This window comes from Streptomyces sp. NPDC051555 (assembly GCF_044454405.1).
Taxonomy (GTDB): Bacteria; Actinomycetota; Actinomycetes; order Streptomycetales; family Streptomycetaceae; genus Streptomyces.
The window spans coordinates 44,578-69,346 of record NZ_JBITDP010000017.1; the positions used below are offsets into that span (position 1 = coordinate 44,578).

Consider the following 24,769-nt stretch of genomic DNA (forward strand, 5'->3'; position numbering starts at 1 on the left):
CCTCGTGGCAGCGATGTGTCGTACCCCACACTGAGTTGCGGTGCCTGAGTCCTCGGAGCCCTGGAGGTCGCCCCCGTGCAGACCCAGACCCTGTCCGTGACCGAAACCGCAGTGGCGCCGGAAGCCGCAGGCGCCGCGGAAGAGCCCGAGCCCGAGGTCGAGGCCGTGGACGAAGAGCCCGAGGCGCCGGAGCTGATCGAGCTGGTGCCGACGCAGCGCAGGCGCAACGACAGCAGCGCCGGGAGCGGGCCGTCCGCCGACCTGTTCCGGCAGTACCTGCGCGAGATAGGCAGGATCCAACTGCTCACCGCGGAGGAGGAGGTCGAACTCGCACGGGCCGTGGAGGCGGGGCTGTTCGCCGAGGAGAAGCTGGGCACCGCGACCGGCCTCGACACCCGCCTCGTCCTGGACCTCGACAAACTGGTCGTCATGGGCCGGATGGCCAAGCGCCGCCTGATCGAGGCGAACCTGCGGCTGGTCGTGTCCGTCGCGAAGCGGTACGTGGGCCGCGGGCTCACCATGCTCGACCTCGTGCAGGAGGGGAACCTCGGGCTCATCCGGGCCGTTGAGAAGTTCGACTATGCCCGCGGGTACAAGTTCTCCACCTACGCCACCTGGTGGATCCGGCAGGCCATGTCCCGCGCGCTGGCCGACCAGGCCCGCACCATCCGCGTGCCCGTCCATGTGGTGGAGCTGATCAACCGGGTCGTCCGCGTGCAGCGCCGCATGCTGCAGGAGCGCGGGTACGAGCCCACGGCCGAAGAGGTCGCCGCCCACCTGGAGCTGACGCCCGAGCGGGTCCTGGAGGTGCTGCGGCTCGCCCAGGAGCCGGTCTCGCTGCACGCCCCCGTGGGCGAGGAGGACGACGTCGCCCTCGGCGACCTGATCGAGGACGGGGACGCCGCCTCGCCCGTGGAGTCCGCCGCGTTCTTCCTGCTGCGCGAGCACCTGGAGGCCGTGCTCTCCACCCTCGGCGAGCGCGAGCGGAAGGTGGTGCAGCTGAGGTACGGGCTCGCCGACGGCCGTCCCCGGACCCTGGAGGAGATCGGGCGGATCTTCGGCGTGACCCGCGAGCGGATCCGCCAGATCGAGTCCAAGACCCTCAACAAGCTGCGCGACCACGCCTTCGCCGACCAACTGCGCGGCTACCTGGACTGACACGGCACCGCCGCAGCGACGCCCGGGACTGCCGCAGCGACGCCCGGGACGGCCGAAGGGGGCGCCCGGGACGGCCGAAGGGGGCGCCCCGAAGGACGCCCCCTGGCCCACCACACCCCGCGCCGGACCGGCGCGCCGGGTCAGTCGACCTCGGCCACCGCCTGCGCGAACTGCGCCGCGTACAGGCGCGCGTACGCACCCTCCGCCGCCAGCAGTTCCTCGTGCGTGCCCTGCTCCACGATCGAGCCGTTCTCCATCACGAGGATCACGTCGGCGTCGCGGATCGTCGACAGCCGGTGCGCGATCACGAAGGACGTGCGACCGGCCGCCAGCCGGGCCATCGCCTTCTGGATCAGCACCTCCGTACGCGTGTCGACCGAGCTGGTCGCCTCGTCCAGCACCAGGATCACCGGATCGGACAGGAACGCCCGCGCGATCGTGATCAGCTGCTTCTCGCCGGCGCTGACGCCCGCGCCCTCGTCGTCCAGCACGGTGTCGTAGCCGTCCGGCAGGGTGCGGATGAAGCGGTCCGCGTGCGCTGCGCGCGCGGCCTCCTCGATCTCCGCGCGCGTCACCGCGCGCGCGGAGGAGGCGCCGTACGCGATGTTCTCGGCGATGGTGCCGCCGAAGAGCCAGGTGTCCTGGAGCACCATGCCGATGCCCGAGCGCAGCTGCTCGCGGCTCATCTTCGCGATGTCCACCCCGTCGAGGGCGATCCGGCCGCCCGTGACCTCGTAGAACCGCATCAGCAGGTTGACCAGCGTGGTCTTGCCCGCGCCCGTCGGGCCGACGATCGCGACCGTGTGGCCGGGCTCGACGGACAGCGACAGGTTCTCGATGAGCGGCTTGTCCGGGTCGTAGCGGAAGGAGACCTTCTCCAGCGAGACCGCCCCGCGGACCTCCTCCGCAAGGTCCTGGACCACCGAGTCGGCCTCCTGCTCCTCGGCGTCGAGCAGCTCGTAGACCCGCTCCGCCGAGGCCACGCCCGACTGCACCAGGTTGGCCATCGACGCGAGCTGCGTCAGCGGCATCGAGAACTGGCGCGAGTACTGGATGAAGGCCTGCACGTCACCGATCGACAGGGTGCCCGAGGCGACCCGGAGCCCGCCGACGACCGCGACCAGCACGTAGTTGATGTTCGAGACGAAGAACATCACGGGCTGCATGATCCCGCTGACGAACTGCGCCTTGAAGGAGGCCCGGTACAGCGCCTCGTTCTGCTCGGCGAAGGTGGCCGCGGACTCCTGCTGACGCCCGAAGACCTTCACCAGCGTGTGCCCCGAGTACATCTCCTCGATGTGCGCGTTGAGCGTGCCGGTGACCTTCCACTGCGCCACGAACTGCGGCTGTGACTTCTTGCCGATCTTCGCCGCGATGAAGATCGCCATCGGCACCGTCACCAGCGCGACCAGCGCCAGCAGCGGCGATATCCAGAACATCATCGCCAGCACACCGACGATCGTCAGCAGCGAGTTCAGCAGCTGCCCCATCGTCTGCTGGAGCGTCTGACCGATGTTGTCGATGTCGTTCGTGGCGCGGCTGAGCACCTCGCCGCGCTTCTGCTGGTCGAAGTAGGCCAGCGGCAGCCGCGAGAGCTTGCCCTGGAGCTCCTCGCGCATCCGGAACAAGGTCCCGTTCATCACGCGGTTCGCCAGCCGGGTCGCGACCAGCATCAACAGGCCGGCCGCCGTGAAGGCGGCCAGCGCCCAGAGCGCGACCGTGCCGACGCCGCCGAAGTCGATCCCCTGACCCGGCGTGAAGTCGGTCCCGGACAGCATGTCGGCCATGCCGCCCTCACCCTTGGCGCGCAGTCCCTCCAGGGCCTGCTCCTTGGTGATGCCACGCGGCATGTTCCGGCCCACGAGCCCGGCGAACACCAGGTCGGTCGCCTTGCCGAGGATCTTCGGGCCGACCACCGAGCAGGCGACGCTGCCGATGACCGCGACGACCATGCCCCACAGCGGGGCCCGGTCCTTCGTCAGCTGCGCCAGCAGCCGCTTGCCGGAATTCTTGAAGTCCAGGGACCGCGTCGTCGGCGGTCCCATCATCATCCGTCCACCGGGCCCGCTCATGCGGCCTCCGCCTCCGTCAGCTGGGAGAGCACGATCTCCCGGTAGGTCTCATTGCCGGCCATCAGTTCGTGGTGGCGTCCCTCGCCCACCACCCGGCCCTCGTCCAGCACGATGATCCGGTCCGCGTCGCGGATCGTGGACACGCGCTGGGCGACGATGACGACGGTCGCGTCCTCGGTCTCGCGGGCGAGCGCCGCGCGCAGCGCCGCGTCCGTCGCGTAGTCCAGGGCCGAGAAGGAGTCGTCGAAGAGGTAGATCTCGGGGCGCTGCACCAGCGTGCGGGCGATCGCCAACCGCTGGCGCTGGCCGCCGGAGACGTTCGTTCCGCCCTGGGTGATGGGAGCCTCCAGGCCGCCCTCCAGCTCGGACACGAACCCCTTGGCCTGGGCCACTTCCAGGGCCTGCCACAGCTCCTCGTCGCTCGCCCCGGGGCGCCCGTAGCGCAGGTTGGAGGCGACGGTTCCGGAGAAGAGGTACGGCTTCTGCGGCACCATGCCGACCGTCTTGGCCAGCAGCGCCGGATCGAGGCGCCGGACGTCCTCGCCGTCGACCAGCACCTCGCCGCCCGTCACGTCGAACAGCCGCGGTACGAGCCCCAGCAGCGTGGACTTGCCGCTGCCCGTGGACCCGATGACCGCGGTCGTCTCGCCGGGCCGCGCCACGAGGTCCACCCCGCGCAGCACGGACGCCTCGGCGCCCGGGTAACGGAAGTCGGCCCCGCGCAGCTCCAGCTGCCCGTGCCGGGCCAGCTCGCGCACCGGATCGGCGGGCGGCGTCACGCTGGTCTCGGTGTCCAGGACCTCCTGGACGCGCTCCGCGCAGACCTCGGCGCGCGGCACCATCATGAACATGAAGGTGGCCATCATCACGGACATGACGATCTGCATCAGGTAGGCGAGGAAGGCGGTCAGCTGACCGATCTCCATCCCGCCGCTGTCGATGCGCATCGCCCCGAACCAGATCACGGCGACACTGGAGATGTTCACGACGAGGATGACCGTCGGGAACATCAGCGCGAGCAGCTTGCCCGACGCCAGGGAGACCGCGGTCAGGTCGGCGTTGGCCTGCCGGAAGCGGTCCTTCTCGTAGTCGTCGCGGACGAAGGCGCGGATCACCCGGTTGCCGGTGATCTGCTCGCGCAGCACCCGGTTCACCGTGTCCAGCCGCGTCTGCATGAGGCGGAAGAGCGGACGCGTCTTCCAGACGATCGCGCCCACCGCGATGCCGAGTACCGGCACGACGGCCGCCAGCACGCTCGACAGCTTCAGGTCCAGGGACAGGGCCATCCCGATGCCACCGACGCACATGATCGGCGCCGAGACCATCAGGGTGAAGGACATCAGGACCAGCATCTGGATCTGCTGGACGTCATTGGTCGTACGGGTGATCAGCGAGGGCGCCCCGAAGTGGCCCAGCTCCCGTGCGGAGAAGCTCTGTACCCGGTCGAAGACCGCGCCGCGGATGTCACGGCCGACGGCGGCCGCGGTGCGGGCACCGAAGTACACCGCGCCGACGTTGCACACCAGCTGCACGAGCGACACGCCGAGCATCAGTGCGCCGAAGGACAGGATGTAGCCGGTGTCACCGTTGACGACACCGTTGTCGATGATGTCCGCGTTGAGCGTGGGGAGGTACAGGCTGGCGCTGGTCTGCAGCAGCTGGAGCAGGACCAACAAGGCGATGGGTTTCCGGTACGGACCCAAATAGGTCCGCAGAAGTCGTATGAGCACGCGCAGGCTCCGGTCGGCAAGATCGAGGGGGTTCACTCCATCTTCGGCCAACCGGGCACGTGATCCCCACCCTTTTTCGCAAAGCCGGGTCAAAAGGAGTACGCCGGGCCCGCGAGCCCCGCGCCGCTCTCGGACCTGGCGCGAGTCCCGCGCCGCCCTCAGACCTGGAAGGCTCCGGGGTGGATCTGCTCGCGCGTCGCGACGTACTGCTGGCGCACGGCCTGCCACACCGCGAGGTCCTCGCCCGGTTCGAAGACCTGCCCCGCGGGGGCGGGCCACACCGGCGGGGTGTGCGGGGCGAGCGTGCCCTGCGCCACACCGAGCGCCCACGCCGCCTGGCGCGCCGCACCCAGCGCCGCGTAGTCCGCGGGCTGCGGTACGACGATCTGCGTGCCGAACAGTCCCGGCGCGGCCGCCTGCACCGCGGGCAGCTCGGCCGCCGCGCCCAGCAGGAAGACCCGACGGATCTCCACGCCCCGGGTGCGCAGCACGTCGAGGGCGTCCACCAGCCCGCACAGCATGCCCTCGAAGGCCGCCCGCGCCAGGTGCTCCGGCTTCATCGAGTCGCGCCGCAGGCCCGACAGGGTCCCGGCGGCGTGCGGCAGGTTCGGGGTCCGCTCGCCCTCCAGGTACGGCAGGAGCACGAGCCCGTGCGCGCCCGGCGTCGACTTCAGGGCCAGCTCGGACAGCTCTTCCAGGTCGGTGCCCAGCATCTCGGCGGTGCCGCGCAGGGCCCGTACCGCGTTGGAGGTGTTCACCACCGGCAGGTGCATTCCGGTGGCGTCGGCGAGCGAGGTGATCAGGCCGTTCGGCTCCGACAGCGCCTCGTGGTGCACGGCCATCACGGAACCGGACGCGCCCAGGGAGACCACCGCGTCGCCCGGGCCGAGCCCGAGGCCGAGGGCCGCGGCCATGGTCTCGCCCGTACCGGCGGAGATCAGCAGGCCCTCCGGGGTGGTGCCCGCGGCGTCGGCCGGACCGAGCACCTCGGGCAGCATCGCCCGGTGACCGAGCGCCAGCTCGACGAGGTCGGGGCGGTAGGAACCGGTGGCCGTCGACCACCAGCCGGTGCCGGAGGCGCCGCCGCGGTCGGTGGTGCGCCGCGCCGGGCGGCCCAGCAGCTGCCAGACGAGCCAGTCGTGCGGGGACATCAGGAGCGCCACGCGCCGCGCCGCCTCGGGCTCGGCGCGCGCCAACCAGGCCAGTTTGGCGATCGGCTGCGCGGAGTGCGGGACGGATCCGACGGCTTCCGCCCAGACCCGACGGCCGCCGTGGCCCTCGGTGGCGAGTGCCTCGATGAGGTCGGCGGCGGCGACCTGGCCGCGCTTGTCGTTGCCGACGAGGGCCGGTCGTACGAGCGTCCCCTGGTTGTCCAGCGCGAGCAGCCCGTGCTGCTGCGCGGAGACGCCGATGGCCTGCACCCCTTCGAGCAGCCCGCCGCCCGCGGCTTCGCCGAGCGAGAGCAGCCAGGCCTGGGGGTCGGTCTCGTGGGGGTTCGCGCCGTCGGGTTCGGACCCGCCGTGCTGCGGATGGGGTGCGTACCCCTGGCGCAGCACGGCGCCCGTGTCGGTGTCGCAGACGACGATGCGAGTGAAGGTGGAAGAGCTGTCCAGCCCGGCGACTATCCCCATGGGGTGAATTCTGCCGCACCGCCGGACGGCCGTGTCCGCCGCGGTCCGGTGGGCCCCACTCCGCTTCGGCCGCGGCCGTCAGCTGTCGCCGAAGCTGTCGCCGTCAGGTGTTGCTGGTGCCCCACTCGTCGTCGGCGCCGGAGCCCCGACCGCGCAGCCCCCGCACCCGGCCGGCCAGCGCGTCGGGCACGGCGTCCCCGACCTTGTCGCTCACCGCGGCGAACGCCTTGCCCGCGAACTGCCGGCCGCTCTGCCCGGCGGTCTCGGCCGCGTTGCGCACGGCGGGGTTCTGGGCGAGCTCCCGCGCCGACTTCTTGAGCTGTTCGTAGCGCTCGCGCCCGGCCCGGGTGCCCAGCACGTAGCCGAGGGCCAGCCCCACGACGAACGTGACCTTGTACCGCATGTCTGCCGCCCTTCGAAGTGTCGGTGCCCGGCCCGCCCGGCCCTGCGCGATACCGATTGGCGGAGCACCCCCCTGCTTGCGCTAATCTATGTCTCGCAACGAACGAGCGCCCCTCGGCACCACCGATGGTCGGCTGTTTGGCGCACGCAGCAATCCCCTGTAGCTCAATTGGCAGAGCAGCCGACTGTTAATCGGCAGGTTACTGGTTCGAGTCCAGTCGGGGGAGCGCGATCCCCTGTAGCTCAATTGGCAGAGCAGCCGACTGTTAATCGGCAGGTTACTGGTTCGAGTCCAGTCGGGGGAGCGATGAAGAAGAGGACCCGGTGGGTCCTCTTCTTTTTTTGTCCCGCTCGGGAACCGGGCAGCCCTCGGCGCGGTCTCTCTGAGCAGGCGAAGCCGATCATGCGAGGCATCCGAGGCAGGAGATCGTATGAGCGGCTATGCTGCGGCAGACGGCGCGTACAAGTGTGCGCGACGCGCCGTGAGGGGCGGTAGCTCAGCCGGTTAGAGCAGCGGACTCATAATCCGTCGGCCGTGGGTTCGAGTCCCACCCGCCCCACTGCGAGCGGCAGGTCAGAAGAAACGTTCTGACCTGCGGAAACGTGTTTCTTGCGGCCGTGAGGGCCGTGCCTCGGTGTGGCGAATATTGAGGCGCAGGCTGCCTCGTGCGGGCCGTGATGGCTTCTGAGCTGGGGTTCTGTCAGCTCATCGGCGGGACGAGTGGTGTGCGCTCCCACCCGTGCTCTTCGGCCAAGGGCCAAGCCCCTCCTCCAGCCCTCCACATGCAGCTCCGCGCCGGCCCCCAACACCCGGGTCGAGGGCGGTTGCGAGCCTCGGGCAGCGATGCCGTTGACTCCCGCACGCGAAGGCACCGGGCCACCGCTCACCCGCACTGGAAGCGTCGCCTGAGTCCGGCCCCGACCGCTGGCAGCCTGTCGACCTCGGCAGGCTGATCCTCTCCGCCCACCCTCGGAACCAACTAAAGGAAATCAGCCGCCTAGCCAGATGAGTTCCAGTTCAGGAAGTGTCGACCCCGCGCCTGCGGGGGTGGTCTGCCGAGGTCGTCCCAGTACATCTCGCCCGGGGTGTGGACCCCGCGACCGCGAGGATGGTCGCGCGCACGCCATTGCCTCCGCCCTGGCCGCGCGCCGCCGGCTTCCGACCGGCCGCGGGTCGGCGGTCGCGCCGGGCTGTGGTCACGTCGGCTCCGTGGGGGTGGGCGGGGGGCTTGGCTTTGCCGCTGAGATGGAGGCTAGGGGGGAGCCAGGGTCGCGTTCGATCTCCAGGTCGCCCAGGGTGACGATGCCGGCGAGGTCGCCGGACGGGGTTTGCACCGGTAGGCGTCGCAGGGCGTGGCGGCGCATGAGGTCGAGGGCCTGGTCCACGCCGTCGTCGGGGCCCACGGTGACCGGGTCGGGGGTGCACACGGCCCGGACCGTTGTTTCCGTGGGGTCCCTGCCCTCCGCCAGGGCGCGGACGACGATGTCGCGGTCCGTGAGGATGCCGTGCAGCCGCCCCTCCGCGACGACGAGCACGTCCCCGATGCCCGCGTCCCGCATCACGCGCGCGGCCTCCGCCAAGGAGGTCAGCTGCTCGACGGCCACCGGATTCCCGGTCATCACCTCGTGCACTCGGCGGATCATGGGTCCTCCCGCTGGCCGGAAGCCGCACCTGTACGCGGCGCCTACCCGCCCTCGCGCCGGGTAAGCGTCGCGGCCGCTGCGGCCCCCGATCGGGTGTGGGTCAGAAGTCCTCCGTCTCGTCGGCGAGCTGACGCAGTACGTCGTCCAGGTTCTCGCGGCGGGCGAAGGCGACGCGCTGGCGCTGGGCGCCCGAGCCGTCGCGCAGGAGTCCGGCCAGGGCCTTGGCCGCGTGGTCGAGGTCTCCCGCGGCCGCCAGTTCCGGGGCGATCAGGTCGAGCATCGCCTCCGCCAGGTCGGCCGCCGGTACCTCCGCCCCGCTGTAGGGGTCCAGGCCGAAGCCCTCCAGCCCGTCGTGGGCCGCGCGCCAGCGCGCGAGGCGCAGTACGTCCTCCCGCACGACCGGGTCGGGACGGCCTTCGGCCAGCTCGCGCAGGGCGGTGGCGACCAGGGCGCGGGCCAGCTCGGCCTGGAGGACGGCGCCGTCGACGTCCGGGGACATGTCGGGGGCCCGGATCTCCAAGGTCGGCCAGTTCCCCGAGGGGCGCAGGTCCCAATAGACCATCTTGGTGTCGAGGGCCGCCCCGGAGCCGAGCAGCGACTGGACCGAGCGCCGGTAGTGCGCGGTCGAGCTGAAGTGCGGGGGCAGTCCGGCGGAGGGCCAGGTGGACCAGGCCATCGCGCGCCAGCTGGCGTGCCCGGTGTCCCGGCCGTCCCAGAAGGGCGAGTTGGCCGCCAGCGCGATCAGTGTGGGCAGCCAGGGCCGGACCCGGTTGGCCACCGCCACCGCCGTGTCCACGTCCAGCGTGCCGACGTGGATGTGGCGACCGCAGCTGACCAGGGTCTGGGTGAGCGAGCCGTAGCGGCGGGCCTGTTCGCGCTGGCGCGGCTCGTCGTCGCTCAGGTGCAGCGGCCCCGACGCGGCCATGACGGGCGAGGGGCTGGCCAGCAACCGGCAGCCGTGCGCGCGGGCGGCCTTCGCGAGGCTGCGCCGCAGCGCGGTGAGGTCCTCGCGGAGCCCGGTGGCCGAGGCGGCGATCGGCGAGGAGATCTCCACTTGGTAGCGGGTGCCCTCGGCGTGCAGGAGGGTCGGATCACCGGCAGCCGTCGCGAGGACCAGAGGGGCGGTCGGGGCCAGTCGGAACGTGCGGGCGTCGACGAGGAGGAACTCCTCCTCGACTCCGACCGTCAGGGGGACCGTCGCGGTGCGCCCCAGCACCCCGGGGCCGCGGACGATGTTGCTCGGTGTGCTCTTGCCAGGTTCGATCACTGCGCCTCCCTGGACATTCGAGTCGTTTCATCATGAGCTGAACGACAGGGGGTGAGCGCACGTCGATTCGGTCAAATGTCCGGTGATAGTGGCGAGTTAGCGGCCGGGCGGCGGGTCCCGCGGGGGCCCGGAGCCCGGTGGTGACGGAGGGGAGGGAGGGGCGCCCCCGCGGGGCGCCCCCGCGGGTCGCGAGCGCGGGCCGCGTCCACGGGCCGGAATTCGATCGAGCGCCGCGGGGGCGGGCGGTTAGCATCCGATGTGACTCGTACGACCCCACGGACCCAGTCCGAAGACGCGGCCCCCGACGGCCCGGGCCCCGGCCCCGGCCCCGCCGCGGGCCCGAAGCGGCGCATATTCGCCGACCTCACGCCCCTGCGGACCTCCCCCGACTACCGGCGGCTGTGGGCCGGCAACACCATCTCCTGGATGGGCCAGGCGATGACCGCCCTGGCGATCTCGCTCCAGGTCTACGACATCACCCGCTCCAGCTTCTACGTCGGGCTCGTCGGGCTCTTCTCGCTGGTCCCGCTCGTGGTCTTCGGCCTCTACGGCGGCGCCGTCGCGGACACCGTCGACCGGCGCAAGCTGGGCCTCTACAGCTCCTCGGCCGCCGCCGTCCTGTCGGTGGCCCTGGCCACCGCGGCGCTGCTCGACTACCACCGGGTCTGGTTCCTCTACCTGGTGGTCGCGCTCCAGGCGGTCTGCGGGGCGCTCACCTCACCCGCCCGATCCGCGATGATCCCCAAGCTGGTGCCGCCGGAGCAACTGCCCGCCGCGAACGCGCTGACCTCCCTGACCACCACCTTCGGCTTCACCGCGGGCCCCATGCTCGGCGGCCTGATCGTCGGCTGGTGGGGGTACCAGGCGGCGTACCTGATCGACGCCGTCGCCTTCTCCGCCGCGCTCTACGCGATGTGGCGGCTGCCCGCCATGCGCCCCGAGCGGACGGACGACGGCCAGGGGCGCGCCTCCGTCATGGACGGGCTGCGCTTCCTCGGTACCCGCCCCAACATCCGGATGACCTTCTTCTCCGACCTGTGCGCGATGGTGTTGGCCCAGCCCAAGGCGCTCTTCCCGGCCATCGCCCTGCTCTGGTACGGCGGCGACGCCAAGATCGTCGGCCTGCTGGTCGCCGCGCCCGCGATCGGTTCGCTGCTCGGCGGGCTCCTCTCCGGCTGGCAGGGCCGGATCCGGCGGCACGGTCTCGCCATCCTGATCTCCGTGGGCGCCTGGGGCCTGGCCATCGCCGTCTTCGGGCTCACCCGGAACCTCTGGCTGGGCCTGCTCTTCCTCGGCCTCGCGGGCTGGGCCGACACCATCTCGATGGTGTTCCGCACGACGATGCTCCAGGCCGCCACCCCCGACGACATGCGCGGCCGCCTCCAGGGCGTCTTCATCGTCGTCGTCGCGGGCGGCCCGCGCCTCGGCGACTTCCTGGCCGGCTCCGTCGCCCAGCTCACCTCGCCGGGGATCGCGATCACCGGCGGCGGGCTCGCGTGCGTGCTCGGGCTCGTCCTGCTGGGACTGCGCTGGCGCGGCTTCGCCCGTTACGACGCCCGCTCGCCGCAGGCCTGACCGGGACGGCCCGTCACGCCGGGACCGGTTCGCGGGTGCGGTCGCCGCCCGCGCCACCGGTGTTGACCGTGGCCGTCGGCTCGAACAGCAGGACCGAGACTTCTTCCTCGGCCACCGGGCAGTGCTCCGTCCCGCGCGGTACGACGAAGAGCTCGCCGGGACCGAGCACCACCGAACTCTCGCCCGTGCCCGCCCCGTCCGCGTCCCGCAGGAGGATGGTGAGGGTCCCGCTCACCACGAGGAACAGCTCGTCGGTGTCCTCGTGGGAGTGGCAGACGAACGAACCGAGCAGCTTGGCCGCCCGGACGTCGTAGTCGTTGACGCGGGCGATCCGTCGGGGCGCCCAGTGCTCGTCGAACCCGGCCAGCTTCGCCGCTACATCGACCTTCGCCGGCTTCGCCACCTTCGCTGCCTTCGCCGCCTTCGAGACCGTCTGCTCCGAACTGCCGTGTGTCGTCATGGGGGAAGCCTGCCCGGGCCCCGTGGGAGCCGTCTTGTACGTTGTTGACGTGAGCGTCCACGCGTGGCATCCACCGGTCCCCGGCATCGCCGAGGTGTTCCACGCCCGGTTCACCGCACACGCGTACCCCGCACACGTCCACGACACCTGGACGCTGATGGTCCTCGACGGCGGCCGGGTCGACTTCGCCCTGGAGCGCGAACGGCACGGCGTCGGGGTGCCCCGGGCCGGGGCGTCGGACATGGTGATCCTGCTTCCGCCCGGGGTCGCGCACGACGGGCGGACCGTCACCGAGGCGGGCTTCCGCAAGCGGGTGCTCTACCTCGACGCCGACGTCCTGGCCCCCGCGCTGACCGGAGCCGCCGTCGGGTCCCCGCTGTTGCGGGACGCGGTGCTGCGGGAGCGGGTGCACGGGCTGCACCTGCTGCTGGGGGAGGCGGCCGCCGCGCACGAAGGCCCCACGGCCGAGCGGCTGGAGGCGGAGTCCCGGCTCGCCTTCATCGCCCAGCGACTGCGGGAGCGGCTGACCGGGCGGCAGCAGGCGGCGTACGCGCCCCCGGGCGCGGGGCTCGGCGTGCGGTTGCGCGAGCTCCTGGACGCGCGCCTCGTCGAGGGGATCACCCTGGCGGAGGCGACCGCGGTGCTGGGGCACGTACACCCCACGCACCTGATCCGTGTCTTCCGGCAGGCGTACGGGCTGCCCCCGCACGCCTACCTGACCGGGCGGCGGATCGAAGCCGCGCGGCGGCTGCTGCTCGCGGGGATGGCGCCGGCCGAGGTGGCGGGGGCGGCGGGCTTCTACGACCAGGCCCACCTGACCCGCCACTTCCGGCGGCACGTGGGGACCACCCCGGCGCGCTTCGCCCGTTCCGGCCGCACCGGCTGACCCGGCGCCGCCGCGCGGGTCAGGCGAGCCAGAGGGCGCCGCGGCGGTGCCGGGCCGGCCGGACGTCCGGGTCGCCGGCCCCGGCCGTGCGCACCGCGGCGCGCACGGCCGTACGCAGCCGGGCGCGGGCGCGTCGTTCGTCCTGGGCGGCCCAGCGGGCCACCGAGGGGTCGCGCAGCAGCCGTGGCAGCCGGCGGGTGACGGACCGGCGGCGGACGGCCGCGGGCCGGACGCGGCGGCCCGCCCGCTCCGCCTCGGCGCGCAGCCGGGCGCTGAAGCGCAGGTCGTAGAGGGTGACGGTGAAGGTGAGGGGGAGCGGGCCGTCCTGGTGGAGGGCGGCGGCGAGGGACCTGCGGTGGTGTGCGGTGCGTGACATGGGGGCTCCCGGGTCAGCGCCGCCGGGCGGTTCCCGGCGGTACCTACCGGAAGCCGCGCGGTCCGCGGCCGGGGCGCGTCACGGCTTCGGGGTGACGATGCCGCGCGCCACCCCCAGGTCCACCAGGTCCTGCGGGCGCAGGCGCAGCTGGTCCGCGGTGGCCGGGGCCTGCTCCGCGGGCCGCTTGAGGATGGCCGCCGCCAGCTCCGGCGCGATGACGGAGAAGTAACTGTCCGGGGTGACCCAGGTGTTGCCGGGTGCGGCCAGTGCCAGTGCTCCGCCCGAACCGCCCTCGCCGATCAGCAGGGTGGTCACCGGCACCGTGGCCGCCGCCAGCGCGGCGAAGGCGTCCGCGATGGCCGCGCCCGCCCCGGCGTGTTCGGCCGCCGCGTCGTTGGCGGCGCCCGGGGTGTCGATCAGGGTCAGCACCGGCACCCCGAGCCGGTCCGCGAGGCGGATGACGCGGGCGGCCGTCCGGTAGCCGGCCGGGCGGGTCGCGGTGCCGCACTGGGCGGCGTACGCGACGGCCCGGCCGGCGCGCAGCCCGAAACCGCACAGCATCCCCGGGTCGGTGCCGCCCGCCCGGTCCCCGGAGAGGGGCAGCCGCAGGTCGAAGTGGGCGTCCAGGTAGGCGAGGGCGTGCGGCCGCCGCGGATGACGGGCCTGGCGCACGGCTTCCCACCCGGTCGCCGGAGGCGGTACGTCCGCCAGCGCGGCCGGGGGATCGACGGGCCCGGGGTGCGGCGAGCCGAGCAGGCGCAGCCAGTCGCCGACGGTCCGGGCGAGTTCCCCGGCCGGCACGACGGCGTCCACGTGCCCGGCGGCGTACTGGGCCTCGGCGGTGTAGGCCGCCGGATCCGCGTCCGCCGGGCGCACCCGGGAACCGGCGAACCCGACCTGCGCTCCGGGCAGGGCCAGCACGACGTCCGCGCCGGCGCCGAGGGTGGCCCAGCCGCCGCCGGTCGTCGGGTCGCGCAGCACGGCGATCTGCGGCAGCCCGGCGGCCCGGTTGAGGACGGACTGGCGTGCCACGCGCTGGAGTTGGGTCAGCGCCAGCATGCCCTCCTGCATCCGGGAGCCGCCGGTGGCGATCAGGGAGAGGAGGGGGAGACGGTGGGCCCGGGCGTGGGCGTAGGCGGCTTCGAGGCGGTCGCCGGTGCGCTCACCGAGGGAGCCGCCGAGGAAGCCGAACTCGAAGGAGATCAGGGCGGTTTCGCGCCCATCGACGCGGGCGGTGCCGGTGACGACGGACTCCCGCTCGCCGGTGCGGGCGGCCGCGCGGGCCCGGGAGTCGTCGTAACCGTCCCAGCCGAGCGGTCCGTCCGGGCGGGACTCCCGCTCGGGGACCGGGAGTTCGGCGAAGCTACCGGGGTCGGCGACGGAGTCGATGGCGGCGCGGGCCGAGAGGCGGGTCGTCACGGCGCCAGCGTACTGCGTGGTCGGACGGTCGGGCGGGGTCAGGGGAGGGGCAGGGCGATCTTGACCGCGTAGAGGGCGATCAGGCCGTAGCCGAGCCGGAAGGTCCAGGCGCGGGCGGCGTCGGAGATCCTGCTCCCGGCGAAGGAGCCCACGGCGGCGAGCAGTTGCTGCCACAGGAGGGAGGCGAGGAGCACACCCCCGACGAAGGCGGCTCCGGCGGGGCCGGTGCCGATGCGGGCGCCCTGGGCGGTGGTGAGGGCGGCGAAGTAGAGGGCGGTGGTGGGGTTCACGGCGGTGAGGCCGACGTACCGGGTGAAGGCCCTGCGCGCGGTGGCGGTGGCGGTGGCAGTGGCCGTTGCGGTGGCCGTGGCCGTGGCTACGGGGGTGGCCGCCGTCGCGGGAGCGGGCGCTCCGGTTCCGGCGGTTCCGGCGGGGCCGGGGGGTGCGGAGGAGTGGTGGTGGCGCCAGAGGCCGTGGGCGGCGATCGTCAGGAGGATCGCGGCGGACAGCAGGCGCACCCGGGCCTCGACGGGGGCCAGGGACGCCGCCACCCAGGGGCCGACCGCCGTGGCCAGGGCGGCGTACGCGAAGTCGACCACCGCGATACCCGCGGCCCCGGCGACCGCCGCGCGGCGCGAGCGCATCGCCTCCTGGAGCAGGAGCACGCTCATGGCGCCCATCGGCATCGCGACGCCCAGTCCGGCGGCCGCGCCGGCGAGGGCGGGGTTCATCAGGTCGATCGGGTCCATGGGTCGAGCATCGGGCGGCCGGGATGCGGGACGGCGGTGGATATCGGCCGCGGCTGCGACAATCGCGATATGGACCGCCTCGACAGGGAGATCCTCGGCATCCTGCAGCAGGATGCGCGGATCTCGTACCGCGACCTCGGCGTCCGCGTCGGGCTCAGCGCCAACGCCGCCGCCGACCGGGTGCGCCGGATGCGCCGCGACGGGGTGATCCTCGCCTTCACCACCGTCGTGGACCCGGCCGCCGACACCCGCGGCGGCCTCGTCGTCTTCATCGACGTCACGCTGCGGCCCGACACCACCAACGAGGAGTTCGAGCAGCGGGTGACCCGACTGCCCGGGATCACCGAGGTGGTGCACGTGACGGGCGCGCACGACTACCTCGTCCGCGCCAGGGCCGCCGACCCGGCAGCCCTGGACACCCTGCTGCGCCGACTCAAGCGGGAGGCCGGGGTGGCCCAGTCCAGCACCCGCATCGCGCTGCGCGCCGCTACCCGGCCACAGGACTAGGAACGCGTCACAGCGCCGACCGCCAGGTCACTTCCGTGCCGCGGGCGCCCGGGTCCGTGATGCCGTCGTCCGAGACCGTGAGGGTGACCCGGCCGGGGCCGGCGGTGGTCTCCGCCTCCGCCGTCACGGCGACCTCGATCGAGGTGACCTCGCTGCGCCGGTGCGCCGCCGCCAGCGCTCCGCGCAGCGCCGCCAGCAGGGAGCCCGCCACCGGATCCGGGAGCAGCGTGTCCACCGCCCCGGTGAAGTGCACCGACGGTTGGAAGCCGAAGAGGACCGCCGCGCCCCCGGTCTCCCGCAGCACCCGGCCGCGGAAGGTGGTCGGTGCGTCGGTGGGCGGCTGCTGGAGGGCGAAGATGGCGGTCCGCACCTCCTGGATGGTGGAGTCCAGCTCGTCCACCGCCCGGCCCAGCTCCTCGCCGACCGTGTCCCCGGAAGGCGCGGTGGAGGACCGGCGCCGCGTGCTCTCCAGCATCATCTCCGTCGCGAACAGCCGCTGGACCACCAGGTCGTGCAGGTCCCGGGCGATCCGGTCGCGGTCCTCGTAGACGGCCAGCTGCTCGCGGTCGTACTGGGCGTCCGCGAGGACGAGCGCCAGCGCGGCCTGGGAGGCGAACTGCGAGGCCAGGAGCCGGTCCACGGCGTCGTACGGCTTCCCGCCCCGGTGCCGGGGCAGCGCCAGCGTGCCGATCAGCTGCCCGCCGCTCTGCAGCGGGAGCATCATGCTCGGTCCGAACCGCACCCGGACGTGCGTGGTCATCCGGGGGTCGGTCGCCGAATCGTCTATGAAGACGGGCTCGCCGCCGAGCAGCTGTTCCAGGACGGCCGAGCCGGGCGCGATCGCCGTGCCGACCAGGTCCCCGGGATCGCCCTCGGTGGAGGCGGCCACGATCTCCATGCCGCCCACCGCGGTGGGCTGGAGCACCACACCGGCCGCCGCGTCCGCGAGGATCCGGGCCCGCTCGGCCACGCACATGAGCGCGTCGGCGGCCGGGCGCCCCGCGAGCAGGGTGGTGGTCACGGCGGCCGCCCCCTCGATCCAGCGCTCCCGGCGGCGCGCGGTCTCGTACAGCCGGGCGTTGCCGATCGCTATGCCCGCCTGCGCGGCCAGGACCCGTACGAGCGCGAGGTCCTCCTCCGTGAAGGGTCCGCCGCCGCGCTTCTCGGTGAGGTAGAGGTTGCCGAAGACCTCGGTGTGCACCCGGATGGGCACGCCGAGGAAGGTATGCATCGGTGGGTGGCCGGGCGGGAAGCCGGCCGCGCGCGGATCCTTGCCGAGGTCGGTGACCAGCAGCGGGCGCGGATCGCTGATGAGCGTGCCGAGCAGGCCCGAGCGGCCGTCCGGCAGCCGGGGGATCGCGGCCCGCTCCGCCTCGGTCATCCCCGCCGTGAACAGCTCGGTGAGCCGGACGTGCTCGGGGTCGACGACCCCGAGCGCTCCGTAGCGCGCCGTGCACAGCTCGGCCGCCGAGTCGACGATGTGCTGGAGGGTGGCGTGCAGCTCCAGGTCGGAGCCGACGCTGAGCACCGCCTCCAGCAGGACCGGGAGTCCCGCTTCCGTATCACCCTGATCACCCGGATCGACCGGACCACCCGGATCGCCCGACTGGTCCGGCTGGTCCGCCCGGCTCGTCCGGCTCATTCGGCCAAGGGGTTCAGAACCATGGGGGTGATCTTCCCTTCGAGCATCGCGCCGAGACCGAGTACGGCGCACACGTCCGGCCGTTCCGCGATGTGCACGGGCATTCCGGTGGCGTCGCGCAGCATCTGGTCCAGGCCGGGCAGCAGGGCGCTGCCACCCACCATCATGATCCCCCGGTCCGTCAGGTCGGCGACCAGGTCGGGCGGGCAGTCCCGCAGCACCTTGCCGATGCCGTCCATGACGGCGGTCAGCGGGGTGTGGATGGCGTCGCGCACCGCGGCCGTGTCCACCTGGACGGAGCGCGCCAGCCCGGTCGCGACGTCGCGACCGTGGATCAGGGTGGAGGCCGGGCCGTCCTGGGTGATGCCGTTGCCGTGCAGGGCCAGCTGGAGCGGCCGGACCGCCTGGCTCGGCAGCATCAGCTCGTGCGCGTGGCGCAGGTGCTGGACGACGGCGTGGTCGATGGCGTCGCCGCCCACCGGCACGCGCTCGGCGGTGACGATCGAGCCGAGCGAGAGCACCGCGACCTGGGTGGCCGCGGCCCCGCACACCATGATCATCGTCGCGGTCGGCTGCTCCACGGGCAGGCCGCAGCCGACGGCCGCGGCGATCAGGGTGTCCACCAGCTCGACCCGGCGGGCGCCGAGCCCGACCAGGGTCTCCACGGTCGCCCGCTGGGCCAGCGGGTCCGCGTCGTGCGGGGTGCAGGCGGCGGCGCGCAGCCGGGGCTTGCGGCGCAGGGCGCGCCGGAGCTTCTCGCCGAGGAGGTGGCGCAGCATCCGCTGGGCCATCTCGATGTCGACGACGGTTCCGCCGGAGACGGGGCGGACGACCCGGATGTAGTCGGGTGTGCGCCCGGTCATCCGTTCGGCGAAGGTTCCGACGGCGATGAGGGCGCCGGTCCGCGTGTTCACGGCGGCGACACTGGGCTCGTCGACGACCAGGCCGGCGCCCTTGACGTAGACGCGGGTCCTGGCGGCCCCGAGGTCGACGGCGACGTGGCAGCGGCGCAGCTGCTCAAGACTGACGGTCACGACAGGTCCTCCCGAGAGCGCTGATGCAAGGGCCGATGAATACCGGCCGTAATCAGTATCTTCTGGGGTAATTCGGACATATTGCCCGTTGTGCTGCTCCGGTCGGGGTGCGGTCAGGGGCGTTCCGGGGCGCGGGAGGGTGCTGCACGGGGGTGGTTTTCTGTACCGACAGGCGACACGATGCCCCCACATTCCGTGCTACCCGCGCGTAACAAGGTAAGGGGGACCCGATGCTGACGGCCCGCCAGAAGTTCCTGACCCTTCTGACGCTCTGCCTGACCTGCTGCCTCGCGCTCGTGGCGCCGCTCCCGGCGCAGGGCGCGCAGCGGGCCGAGCCCCGGGCCGCCGCCCCGGTGCAGCAGCACGTGCCGGTGATCTTCGTCCACGGCTACAACGCGGACCCCGGGGTGTGGGGCGCGCTGCGCGAGGACCTGCGCGCGGCCGGGTACGCGGACTCGGAGCTCTTCTCGTGGGGTTACGACACCCACCAGTCGGTCAACGAGGTGCTCTCGGACCGCTTCGCCGCCTACGTCGACCAGGTCCGCCGCCAGACCGGCGCCGCCCGGGTCGACGTGGTCGCGCACTCCTTCGGCTCGCTCGTCACCCGCTGGTACGTGAAGTTCGGCGGCGGCGCCTCCGTCGTCGACCACTGGATCTCGCTCGCCGGACCCAACCACGGCACCTACATCAGCTGGGGCTGCGTCATCTGGGATCCGGCCTGCCGTGACATGAGCCCCGGCTCCTACGTGCAGAAGAAGCTCGCGGAGGGCGACGAGACGCCCGGCGCGGTCAGGTACGCGACCTTCTGGTCCTCCTGCGACGAGGTCATCAACCCCGACAGCAGCGTGGCCCTCGCCGGAGCCCTCAACACCCACGCGGGCTGCCTGAAGCACAACGACTTCCTCGGCGACGACGGGGTCTCGGCCGGGGTCCGCGCCTTCCTCGCCACGTGAGGCCCGGGCTGCGTGGGGCCCGGGCTGCGTGAGGCCCGGGCTGCGTGAGGCCCGGGCTCACGTGCGGACCCGGTCGGCCGGCGGCTCGTACGCGATGCGCTGGAACAGGCCGTAGGTGAACTCCGCCACGCAGGGGCGCGGCGCCCCGGCGGCGTCGGGCCCGGTGAAGGCCAGCCGCCACCGGGTCGGCGCGGTGCCCTCCATCGGGCGGGCGGGCGCGAAGGCCCGCGCCACCTCGTCCACCGTCGCCGACCACGGCAGCAGGTCGTCCAGGGTCGCCAGCGCGGGCCCGGGCGCGCCCGGCGCCCGTACGAGCCACTCGTTCCACACCGCCCCGTCCGGCGCGGCCAGCACCTCGAAGCGGAGGTCCGGCCAGAGCGGTACGGGCCACAGCAGCGCCTCGCACTCCAGGTCCCCGATCCGGCGCCGGGCCACCGACTCGGCCGGGCCCAGCACCGAGCGGTAGCGGGTCAGCGCCCCGCGCGCCCGGGGCGAGCGGACCATCGCCTGCCACCGCTTGTTCGCCTCCCGCTGCTCGGCGAGGGAGGCCCCGAGCCGGATCCGGGCCCGGTCGGCGAGCTCGGGCTGGAAGTCGGACATCCGGCGCAACAGCACCAACTGGAAGTCCTCCGGGCCGAAGCGGGACGTCGGGCGGGAGGCGGGGGCGGCGGCCATGCGCCCAGAATTGCACACAGGATCCTTACACCCCCGCGATACGGATGTTGCGGATGACCACGTAGCCTGCGGGCGCCATGGACTATTGCCACGCCTGCCGGAGGCACCTCAACGGCGCACTGGCGTGCGCCGGGTGCGGAACTCCGATCGAGTACCTGCCCGACACGCCCGCGCCCGCCGCCCCGCCGGGGTACGCCGGACAGCCCGCCCACCCCGGAGGCTCCGCCGACGGACCCACCGCGCAGTTCGCCGCCGCGCCCGGCGCCGTCGCGGACGGTGCCGCCGCGCCCGGCGCCGTTTCGTACGGCGCCCTTCCCTATCCCGCTGCTCCGCCCGGCGCCGCGGGAGGGGACGCGCAGGCGAGCCGCCGCGCCGGAGCCCGCCGTCGGGTGCACCGGCGTCGCCGCCGGACCGCCCTGACCATGGGGCTGGGCCTGGCGCTCGCGGTCGGGGTCACCTTCGCGCTGGCCCGGCTCACGACCGACGGGCAGCAGGGCTCGTCCAACGTCATGCTCAAGGACGGCGCGGGCGCGCAGCAGCCGCTCTCGACCCGGGACCCTTCGGACACGGGCGCGCCCCAGTCCTCCGGGAGCGCCTCGGCGAAGCCCAGCGCCTCGGCCTCGGCCAGCCCGTCGGCCAGCGCCTCCCGCTCCGCGAGCGCCTCGGCGTCGGCGAGCGCCTCGGCCTCGGTCCGGCCGTCCGCCAGCGACTCCGGGCCGGAGGGGCCGGTGGGCCCGAGCGCGTCGACGCGGCCCCCGCAGAGCCCGTCGGCCTCCACGAAGCCCTCCAAGAAGCCGAAGCCCTCGCCGAGCCCGTCGCAGACCCAGCCGGACGAGTGCTGGCTCTGGTGGTGCTGAGCCGATGCGCCGGGCCGGCCGGGAGGTCAGCCCAGCATCAGCTTGAGCAGGTCCCGCAGGACCGCCCGCTCGGCCGTGGAGAGTCCGGCCAGCGGCTCCCGCGCGAAGTCGAGCGACTCGCGCAGCCGGTCGGCGGTCTGTAGTCCCGCGTCGGTGGCGGCGGCCAGCTTCACCCGCCGGTCGGCCGGGTCGGGGCGGCGCTCGACCAGGCCCCGGCCCTCCAGCCGGTCGATGATGCCGGTCACGTTGGACGGCTCGCACTTGAGCTTCTGAGCGATCCTGCGCATGGGCATCGGCTCCAGGGAGAGCAGCCCCAGGACACGTGCCTGGGCGCCGGTCAGCTGGTGGCTGGCTGCCGCGTGCTCGTACTCCTCGTGGTAGCGGGCCACGACGGTGCCTATGAGTTCGACGACCTCGAGGGTCAGGGGGTCCGTGCGACGACTGGGCATGGAACCAGCGTACCCATTTACTTGACAACATGAAATATCCAGGAGCATGGTTGTTTCAGGTCGTTAAGTAATTTCTCTCCGGGAGCGCTTCATGTCTGAGATTCCTGCCGTCAGCCGCGAGTGGCACCTGGTCGCCCGTCCGCAGGGCTGGCCCGTCGCCACCGACTTCGCGCTGCGAGAGGTGCCGCTCTCGGCGACCCCCGGGGCCGGCCGCATCCTCGTCCGCAACCTCCACATGTCGGTGGACCCGTACATGCGCGGCCGGATGAACGACGTGAAGTCGTACATCCCGCCGTTCCAGCTCGACGCCCCGATGGACGGCGGCGCGGTCGGCGAGGTCGTCGCCTCCGCCGCCGAGGGCTTCGAGGTCGGGGACCACGTCCTGCACGGGCTGGGCTGGCGCGAGTACGCGGAGTTCGACGCGAAGCACGCCGTCAAGGTGGACGCCTCGCTCGCCCCGCTCTCCGCCTACCTGGGCGTGCTCGGCATGCCGGGCATGACCGCCTACGCGGGCCTCTTCGAGGTCGCCTCCTTCAAGGAGGGGGACTCCGTCTTCGTCTCCGGCGCGGCGGGCGCGGTCGGCAGCCTCGTCGGCCAGTTCGCGAAGATCAAGGGCGCGTCCCGGGTGATCGGCTCGGCCGGTTCGGACGAGAAGGTGACCACCCTCACGGAGAAGTACGGCTTCGACGCCGCCTTCAACTACAAGAACGGCCCCGTCGCCGAGCAGCTGAAGGAGGCCGCCCCCGAGGGCATCGACGTCTACTTCGACAACGTCGGCGGCGACCACCTGGAAGCGGCCATCGGCTCCCTCAAGGTGCACGGCCGGGCCACCCTGTGCGGCGCGATCGCGCAGTACAACGCCACCGAGCCGACCCCCGGCCCGCGCAACCTCGCGCTGGTCATCGGCAAGCGGCTGCGGCTCCAGGGCATCCTCGTCGGCGACCACGCCGGCCTCCAGCAGCAGTTCGTCCAGGACGTGGCCGGATGGCTGCGTTCCGGTGAGCTGACCTACGACGAGACGGTCGTCGAAGGCGTGGAGAACGCGGCCGAGGCGTTCCTCGGGCTGCTGCGCGGCGACAACACCGGAAAGATGATCGTTTCCTTCACCGGTTAGGCTCACTCCAGACCGTCGCGATCGTGGGCGCGAGTCGCGGCGAACCACCAGGAGGATTTCTTTACATGTCGATCCAGCAGTCCGACGTCGTCTACACCGCTGTCGCCACCGCCGAGAATGGCCGTGACGGCCGCGTCGCCACCAGCGACGGTCAGCTCGACGTCGTCGTGAACCCGCCGAAGGAGATGGGCGGCAGCGGCGCCGGCACCAACCCGGAGGCGCTCTTCGCCGCCGGTTACAGCGCCTGCTTCCAGGGTGCGCTCGGCGTCGTCGCCCGCAACGAGAAGGCCGACATCTCCGGCTCCACCGTCACCGCCGAGGTCGGCATCGGCAAGAACGACGAGGGCTTCGGCATCATCGTCAAGATCTCGGCCTCCATCCCGAACGTGGACGCCGCCACCGCCAAGGACCTCATCGAGAAGGCCCACCAGGTCTGCCCGTACTCCAAGGCGACCCGCGGCAACATCACCGTCGAGCTGGCGGTCTGATCCCACCGCGGTAACGCAACGTGGTAACCACGTAGTACGTAGTACGCAGCACGGGCCGCACCCCCGCCGAGGGGGTGCGGCCCGCGCCGTAAGCTGGCCCGATGAGTGATCTTGCGGGGGGATTCCGCTACCTACTGGCCGGACAGCGCTGGGTGCTGGGGCACGGGCGTTGGCTCGGCTTCGGCCTGCTGCCGGGACTGGTGTCCCTGGTCCTGTACGCGGGCGCGCTGATCGGGCTCGGCTTCGGCGCCGACGACTTCGTCGCCTGGGTGACCCCCTTCGCCGACGACTGGTCCTCGCCCTGGCTCGCGGTCTTCCGCGGCTTTTTGACCGCCCTGGTCTTCGGGCTCGGCCTCTTCCTCGCGGTGATCACCTTCACCGCGGTGACCCTGCTGATCGGCCAGCCGTTCTACGAGTCCCTCTCCGAGGCGGTCGACCGCGGCGAGGGCGGCGAGGTGCCCGAATCCGGTCTCTCGCTGTGGCGGGAGCTGTGGATCTCGGCCCGCGACAGCGTGCGGCTGCTCGGGCGGGTGCTCCTCTACGGGGTCCTGCTCTTCGCCCTCGGGTTCATCCCGGTGATCGGGCAGACCGTCGTCCCCGCCATCGGCTTCTGCGTCTCCGGCTACTTCCTCACCCAGGAGCTGACCAGCGTCGCCCTCATGCGCCGCCGGGTGGAGCTCCCCGGGCAGCTCGCGCTGTTGCGGTCTCGGCGGATGCTGGCCCTCGGCTTCGGCGTACCGCTGGTGCTGGCCTTCATCGTGCCGCTGGTGGCGGTGTTCCTGATGCCCGGCGCGGTCGCGGGCGCCACCCTGATGGTCCGGGACCTCACCGCGGACCCGGAGCCCGACTCCGGCAGCGGCGCCGACGCGGGCGAAGGCGCGGGTCAAGGCGCCGGCGCGCAGGGCTTCGGCCCGGCGCCCGAGGGCTTCGGCCCGCCGGCCACGGCCTACGGCGCCCCGGCCACTCCGGGCTACGGCGCCCCGGCCGGTGGGGCCACCGGCGGGGTCGACAGCGGCTTCAACGGCTGAGCAGCCCGATCGCGCCGGCCGTGTCCTCGGCCCCGTACGCGGGGTCCGCGGCCAGCCGGCGCGCCATCAGCTCCAGGTAGGGGGCGATCAGCTCCGCGCTGACCCCCTGCTCCTCGGCCGTGCGCAGCAGCGTCGGGGCGCCCGCCACCTGCATGGCCAGGTGGGAGACCACCCCCGAGGTGAAGTCGCCCGACTCCAACCGCTCGGCCGCCCCCGGCACGAAGTGCCCCATCGAGCCCAGCCACTCCGACAGCAGTGGCGCCAGCGACGAGGGCGCGATCCCCTCGCTCCGGACCAGCGCGTAGGCGTGCGAAACCCCGGCGAACAGCCCGTACATCGCGCTCAGCAGGGCCACGTCGTGCAGGGCCGCGTGACCGGGGTCCGTACCGACGAACCGGGCCCCGGCCGGGACCTCCAGGGCCGCGCGGTGCTCCTCGTACAGCTCCTGCGAGCCGCTGTAGAAGACGTAGCCGCCGGCCGCGGGGATGCCGATCATCGGCGGCACCGCCATGATCCCGCCGTCCAGGAAGCGGGCCCCGCGGGCCGCGGGGCCGGGGGGGGGGGCCCCGGCGGCCGGGCGGGGGGGGGGGGGGGGGGGCCCACCGGGGGGGGGGGGCGGGGCGCGCCCCCGGGGGGGGCGCGGGGACGGCCCC

At 73.1% G+C, this 24,769-nt stretch carries 22 protein-coding genes, 3 tRNA genes and 2 pseudogenes; 12 read left to right on the forward strand and 15 right to left on the reverse strand.

Going from position 1 to position 24,769, the window contains the following annotated elements; genetic code table 11:
- Positions 1-60: 60 nt before the first annotated feature.
- Positions 61-1,158: pseudogene (locus ACIBEA_RS29310) on the forward strand (RNA polymerase sigma factor); the annotation flags it as partial.
- A 140-nt stretch (positions 1,159-1,298) separates the two neighbouring features.
- Here the strand turns inward: ACIBEA_RS29310 and ACIBEA_RS29315 are convergent.
- The 4 genes from ACIBEA_RS29315 to ACIBEA_RS29330 all read right to left on the reverse strand — a co-directional run bounded on the left by ACIBEA_RS29315 (position 1,299) and on the right by ACIBEA_RS29330 (position 6,994).
- Positions 1,299-3,230: an ABC transporter ATP-binding protein gene (locus ACIBEA_RS29315; RefSeq protein ID WP_399265966.1), complete on the reverse strand. Its 1,932-nt coding sequence runs from the start codon at positions 3,228-3,230 to the stop codon at positions 1,299-1,301.
- Positions 3,227-4,960, reverse strand: coding sequence for an ABC transporter ATP-binding protein (locus ACIBEA_RS29320; RefSeq protein ID WP_399265968.1), 1,734 nt, complete (start codon positions 4,958-4,960; stop codon positions 3,227-3,229). The genes ACIBEA_RS29315 and ACIBEA_RS29320 overlap by 4 nt, the downstream gene beginning before the upstream one ends.
- A gap of 158 nt (positions 4,961-5,118) precedes the next feature.
- Complete coding sequence (locus tag ACIBEA_RS29325; RefSeq protein ID WP_399265970.1) at positions 5,119-6,591, reverse strand: FGGY family carbohydrate kinase; 1,473 nt, start codon at positions 6,589-6,591, stop codon at positions 5,119-5,121.
- A 103-nt stretch (positions 6,592-6,694) separates the two neighbouring features.
- Positions 6,695-6,994, reverse strand: coding sequence for a YtxH domain-containing protein (locus tag ACIBEA_RS29330; protein ID WP_399265972.1), 300 nt, complete (start codon positions 6,992-6,994; stop codon positions 6,695-6,697).
- Between the two features lie 153 nt (positions 6,995-7,147).
- Between ACIBEA_RS29330 and ACIBEA_RS29335 the strand changes: the two genes are divergently transcribed.
- The 3 genes from ACIBEA_RS29335 to ACIBEA_RS29345 all read left to right on the forward strand — a co-directional run bounded on the left by ACIBEA_RS29335 (position 7,148) and on the right by ACIBEA_RS29345 (position 7,553).
- Positions 7,148-7,220 (forward strand) — tRNA-Asn (locus tag ACIBEA_RS29335).
- 5 nt (positions 7,221-7,225) lie between these two features.
- A tRNA-Asn gene (locus tag ACIBEA_RS29340) sits at positions 7,226-7,298 on the forward strand.
- Positions 7,299-7,479: 181 nt separating this feature from the next.
- Positions 7,480-7,553: transfer RNA gene (locus tag ACIBEA_RS29345), tRNA-Ile, on the forward strand.
- Between the two features lie 637 nt (positions 7,554-8,190).
- On the opposite strand, the gene ACIBEA_RS29350 is transcribed toward ACIBEA_RS29345, so the two are convergent.
- Both ACIBEA_RS29350 and ACIBEA_RS29355 read right to left on the reverse strand, forming a co-directional pair.
- Positions 8,191-8,637, reverse strand: coding sequence for a CBS domain-containing protein (locus tag ACIBEA_RS29350; protein WP_399265974.1), 447 nt, complete (start codon positions 8,635-8,637; stop codon positions 8,191-8,193).
- 100 nt (positions 8,638-8,737) lie between these two features.
- Positions 8,738-9,904 carry a glutamate--cysteine ligase gene (locus ACIBEA_RS29355; RefSeq protein ID WP_399265976.1) on the reverse strand — a complete coding sequence of 389 codons (1,167 nt, stop codon included), beginning with the start codon at positions 9,902-9,904 and terminating at the stop codon, positions 8,738-8,740.
- A gap of 258 nt (positions 9,905-10,162) precedes the next feature.
- Here ACIBEA_RS29355 and ACIBEA_RS29360 point away from each other — a divergent pair, with 258 nt between their 5' ends.
- A complete protein-coding gene (locus tag ACIBEA_RS29360) occupies positions 10,163-11,479 on the forward strand; it encodes an MFS transporter (RefSeq protein ID WP_399265978.1) in 1,317 nt (438 codons plus the stop codon).
- Positions 11,480-11,492: 13 nt separating this feature from the next.
- On the opposite strand, the gene ACIBEA_RS29365 is transcribed toward ACIBEA_RS29360, so the two are convergent.
- On the reverse strand, positions 11,493-11,939 hold the full coding sequence (locus tag ACIBEA_RS29365) for a cupin domain-containing protein (RefSeq protein ID WP_399265980.1): 447 nt from the start codon (positions 11,937-11,939) through the stop codon (positions 11,493-11,495).
- Between ACIBEA_RS29365 and ACIBEA_RS29370 the strand changes: the two genes are divergently transcribed.
- On the forward strand, positions 11,938-12,825 hold the full coding sequence (locus ACIBEA_RS29370) for a helix-turn-helix domain-containing protein (RefSeq protein WP_399265982.1): 888 nt from the start codon (positions 11,938-11,940) through the stop codon (positions 12,823-12,825). The two genes, ACIBEA_RS29365 and ACIBEA_RS29370, sit on opposite strands and share 2 nt — an antisense overlap.
- Before the next feature lie 19 nt (positions 12,826-12,844).
- On the opposite strand, the gene ACIBEA_RS29375 is transcribed toward ACIBEA_RS29370, so the two are convergent.
- From ACIBEA_RS29375 to ACIBEA_RS29385, 3 genes are all read right to left on the reverse strand, one after another.
- Positions 12,845-13,201 carry a hypothetical protein gene (locus ACIBEA_RS29375; protein WP_399265984.1) on the reverse strand — a complete coding sequence of 119 codons (357 nt, stop codon included), beginning with the start codon at positions 13,199-13,201 and terminating at the stop codon, positions 12,845-12,847.
- 78 nt (positions 13,202-13,279) lie between these two features.
- On the reverse strand, positions 13,280-14,620 hold the full coding sequence (locus ACIBEA_RS29380; protein WP_399265987.1) for a carboxyl transferase domain-containing protein: 1,341 nt from the start codon (positions 14,618-14,620) through the stop codon (positions 13,280-13,282).
- A gap of 38 nt (positions 14,621-14,658) precedes the next feature.
- A complete protein-coding gene (locus tag ACIBEA_RS29385; protein WP_399265989.1) occupies positions 14,659-15,369 on the reverse strand; it encodes a LysE family transporter in 711 nt (236 codons plus the stop codon).
- A gap of 69 nt (positions 15,370-15,438) precedes the next feature.
- Here ACIBEA_RS29385 and ACIBEA_RS29390 point away from each other — a divergent pair, with 69 nt between their 5' ends.
- Positions 15,439-15,876 (forward strand): Lrp/AsnC family transcriptional regulator, encoded by a 438-nt coding sequence (locus tag ACIBEA_RS29390; RefSeq protein ID WP_399265991.1) that lies wholly within the window; start codon positions 15,439-15,441, stop codon positions 15,874-15,876.
- A gap of 7 nt (positions 15,877-15,883) precedes the next feature.
- Here the strand turns inward: ACIBEA_RS29390 and ACIBEA_RS29395 are convergent, their stop codons facing one another.
- Positions 15,884-17,518, reverse strand: a complete 1,635-nt coding sequence (locus ACIBEA_RS29395; RefSeq protein WP_399265993.1) for a GAF domain-containing protein — start codon at positions 17,516-17,518, stop codon at positions 15,884-15,886.
- On the reverse strand, positions 17,515-18,552 hold the full coding sequence (locus tag ACIBEA_RS29400; protein ID WP_354381889.1) for a rod shape-determining protein: 1,038 nt from the start codon (positions 18,550-18,552) through the stop codon (positions 17,515-17,517). Before ACIBEA_RS29400 ends, ACIBEA_RS29395 begins: the two co-directional genes overlap by 4 nt.
- A 230-nt stretch (positions 18,553-18,782) precedes the next feature.
- Here ACIBEA_RS29400 and ACIBEA_RS29405 point away from each other — a divergent pair, with 230 nt between their 5' ends.
- Positions 18,783-19,505: an esterase/lipase family protein gene (locus ACIBEA_RS29405; protein ID WP_399265995.1), complete on the forward strand. Its 723-nt coding sequence runs from the start codon at positions 18,783-18,785 to the stop codon at positions 19,503-19,505.
- Positions 19,506-19,562: 57 nt separating this feature from the next.
- Here ACIBEA_RS29405 and ACIBEA_RS29410 read toward each other — a convergent pair whose 3' ends face one another.
- Positions 19,563-20,180, reverse strand: a complete 618-nt coding sequence (locus tag ACIBEA_RS29410) for a hypothetical protein (protein WP_399265997.1) — start codon at positions 20,178-20,180, stop codon at positions 19,563-19,565.
- Between the two features lie 77 nt (positions 20,181-20,257).
- Here ACIBEA_RS29410 and ACIBEA_RS29415 point away from each other — a divergent pair, with 77 nt between their 5' ends.
- Positions 20,258-21,037 (forward strand): hypothetical protein, encoded by a 780-nt coding sequence (locus ACIBEA_RS29415; protein WP_399265999.1) that lies wholly within the window; start codon positions 20,258-20,260, stop codon positions 21,035-21,037.
- A 26-nt stretch (positions 21,038-21,063) separates the two neighbouring features.
- On the opposite strand, the gene ACIBEA_RS29420 is transcribed toward ACIBEA_RS29415, so the two are convergent.
- Positions 21,064-21,486: a MarR family winged helix-turn-helix transcriptional regulator gene (locus tag ACIBEA_RS29420; protein ID WP_399266001.1), complete on the reverse strand. Its 423-nt coding sequence runs from the start codon at positions 21,484-21,486 to the stop codon at positions 21,064-21,066.
- A 91-nt stretch (positions 21,487-21,577) separates the two neighbouring features.
- Here ACIBEA_RS29420 and ACIBEA_RS29425 point away from each other — a divergent pair, with 91 nt between their 5' ends.
- From ACIBEA_RS29425 to ACIBEA_RS29435, 3 genes are all read left to right on the forward strand, one after another.
- Positions 21,578-22,600, forward strand: coding sequence for an NADP-dependent oxidoreductase (locus ACIBEA_RS29425; RefSeq protein WP_399266003.1), 1,023 nt, complete (start codon positions 21,578-21,580; stop codon positions 22,598-22,600).
- Between the two features lie 65 nt (positions 22,601-22,665).
- Positions 22,666-23,088 carry an organic hydroperoxide resistance protein gene (locus ACIBEA_RS29430; RefSeq protein WP_351044105.1) on the forward strand — a complete coding sequence of 141 codons (423 nt, stop codon included), beginning with the start codon at positions 22,666-22,668 and terminating at the stop codon, positions 23,086-23,088.
- A gap of 101 nt (positions 23,089-23,189) precedes the next feature.
- A complete protein-coding gene (locus ACIBEA_RS29435) occupies positions 23,190-24,116 on the forward strand; it encodes an EI24 domain-containing protein (RefSeq protein ID WP_399266005.1) in 927 nt (308 codons plus the stop codon).
- Here the strand turns inward: ACIBEA_RS29435 and ACIBEA_RS29440 are convergent.
- Positions 24,106-24,769: pseudogene (locus ACIBEA_RS29440) on the reverse strand (hypothetical protein); the annotation flags it as partial. The gene ACIBEA_RS29435 and the pseudogene ACIBEA_RS29440 sit on opposite strands and share 11 nt — an antisense overlap.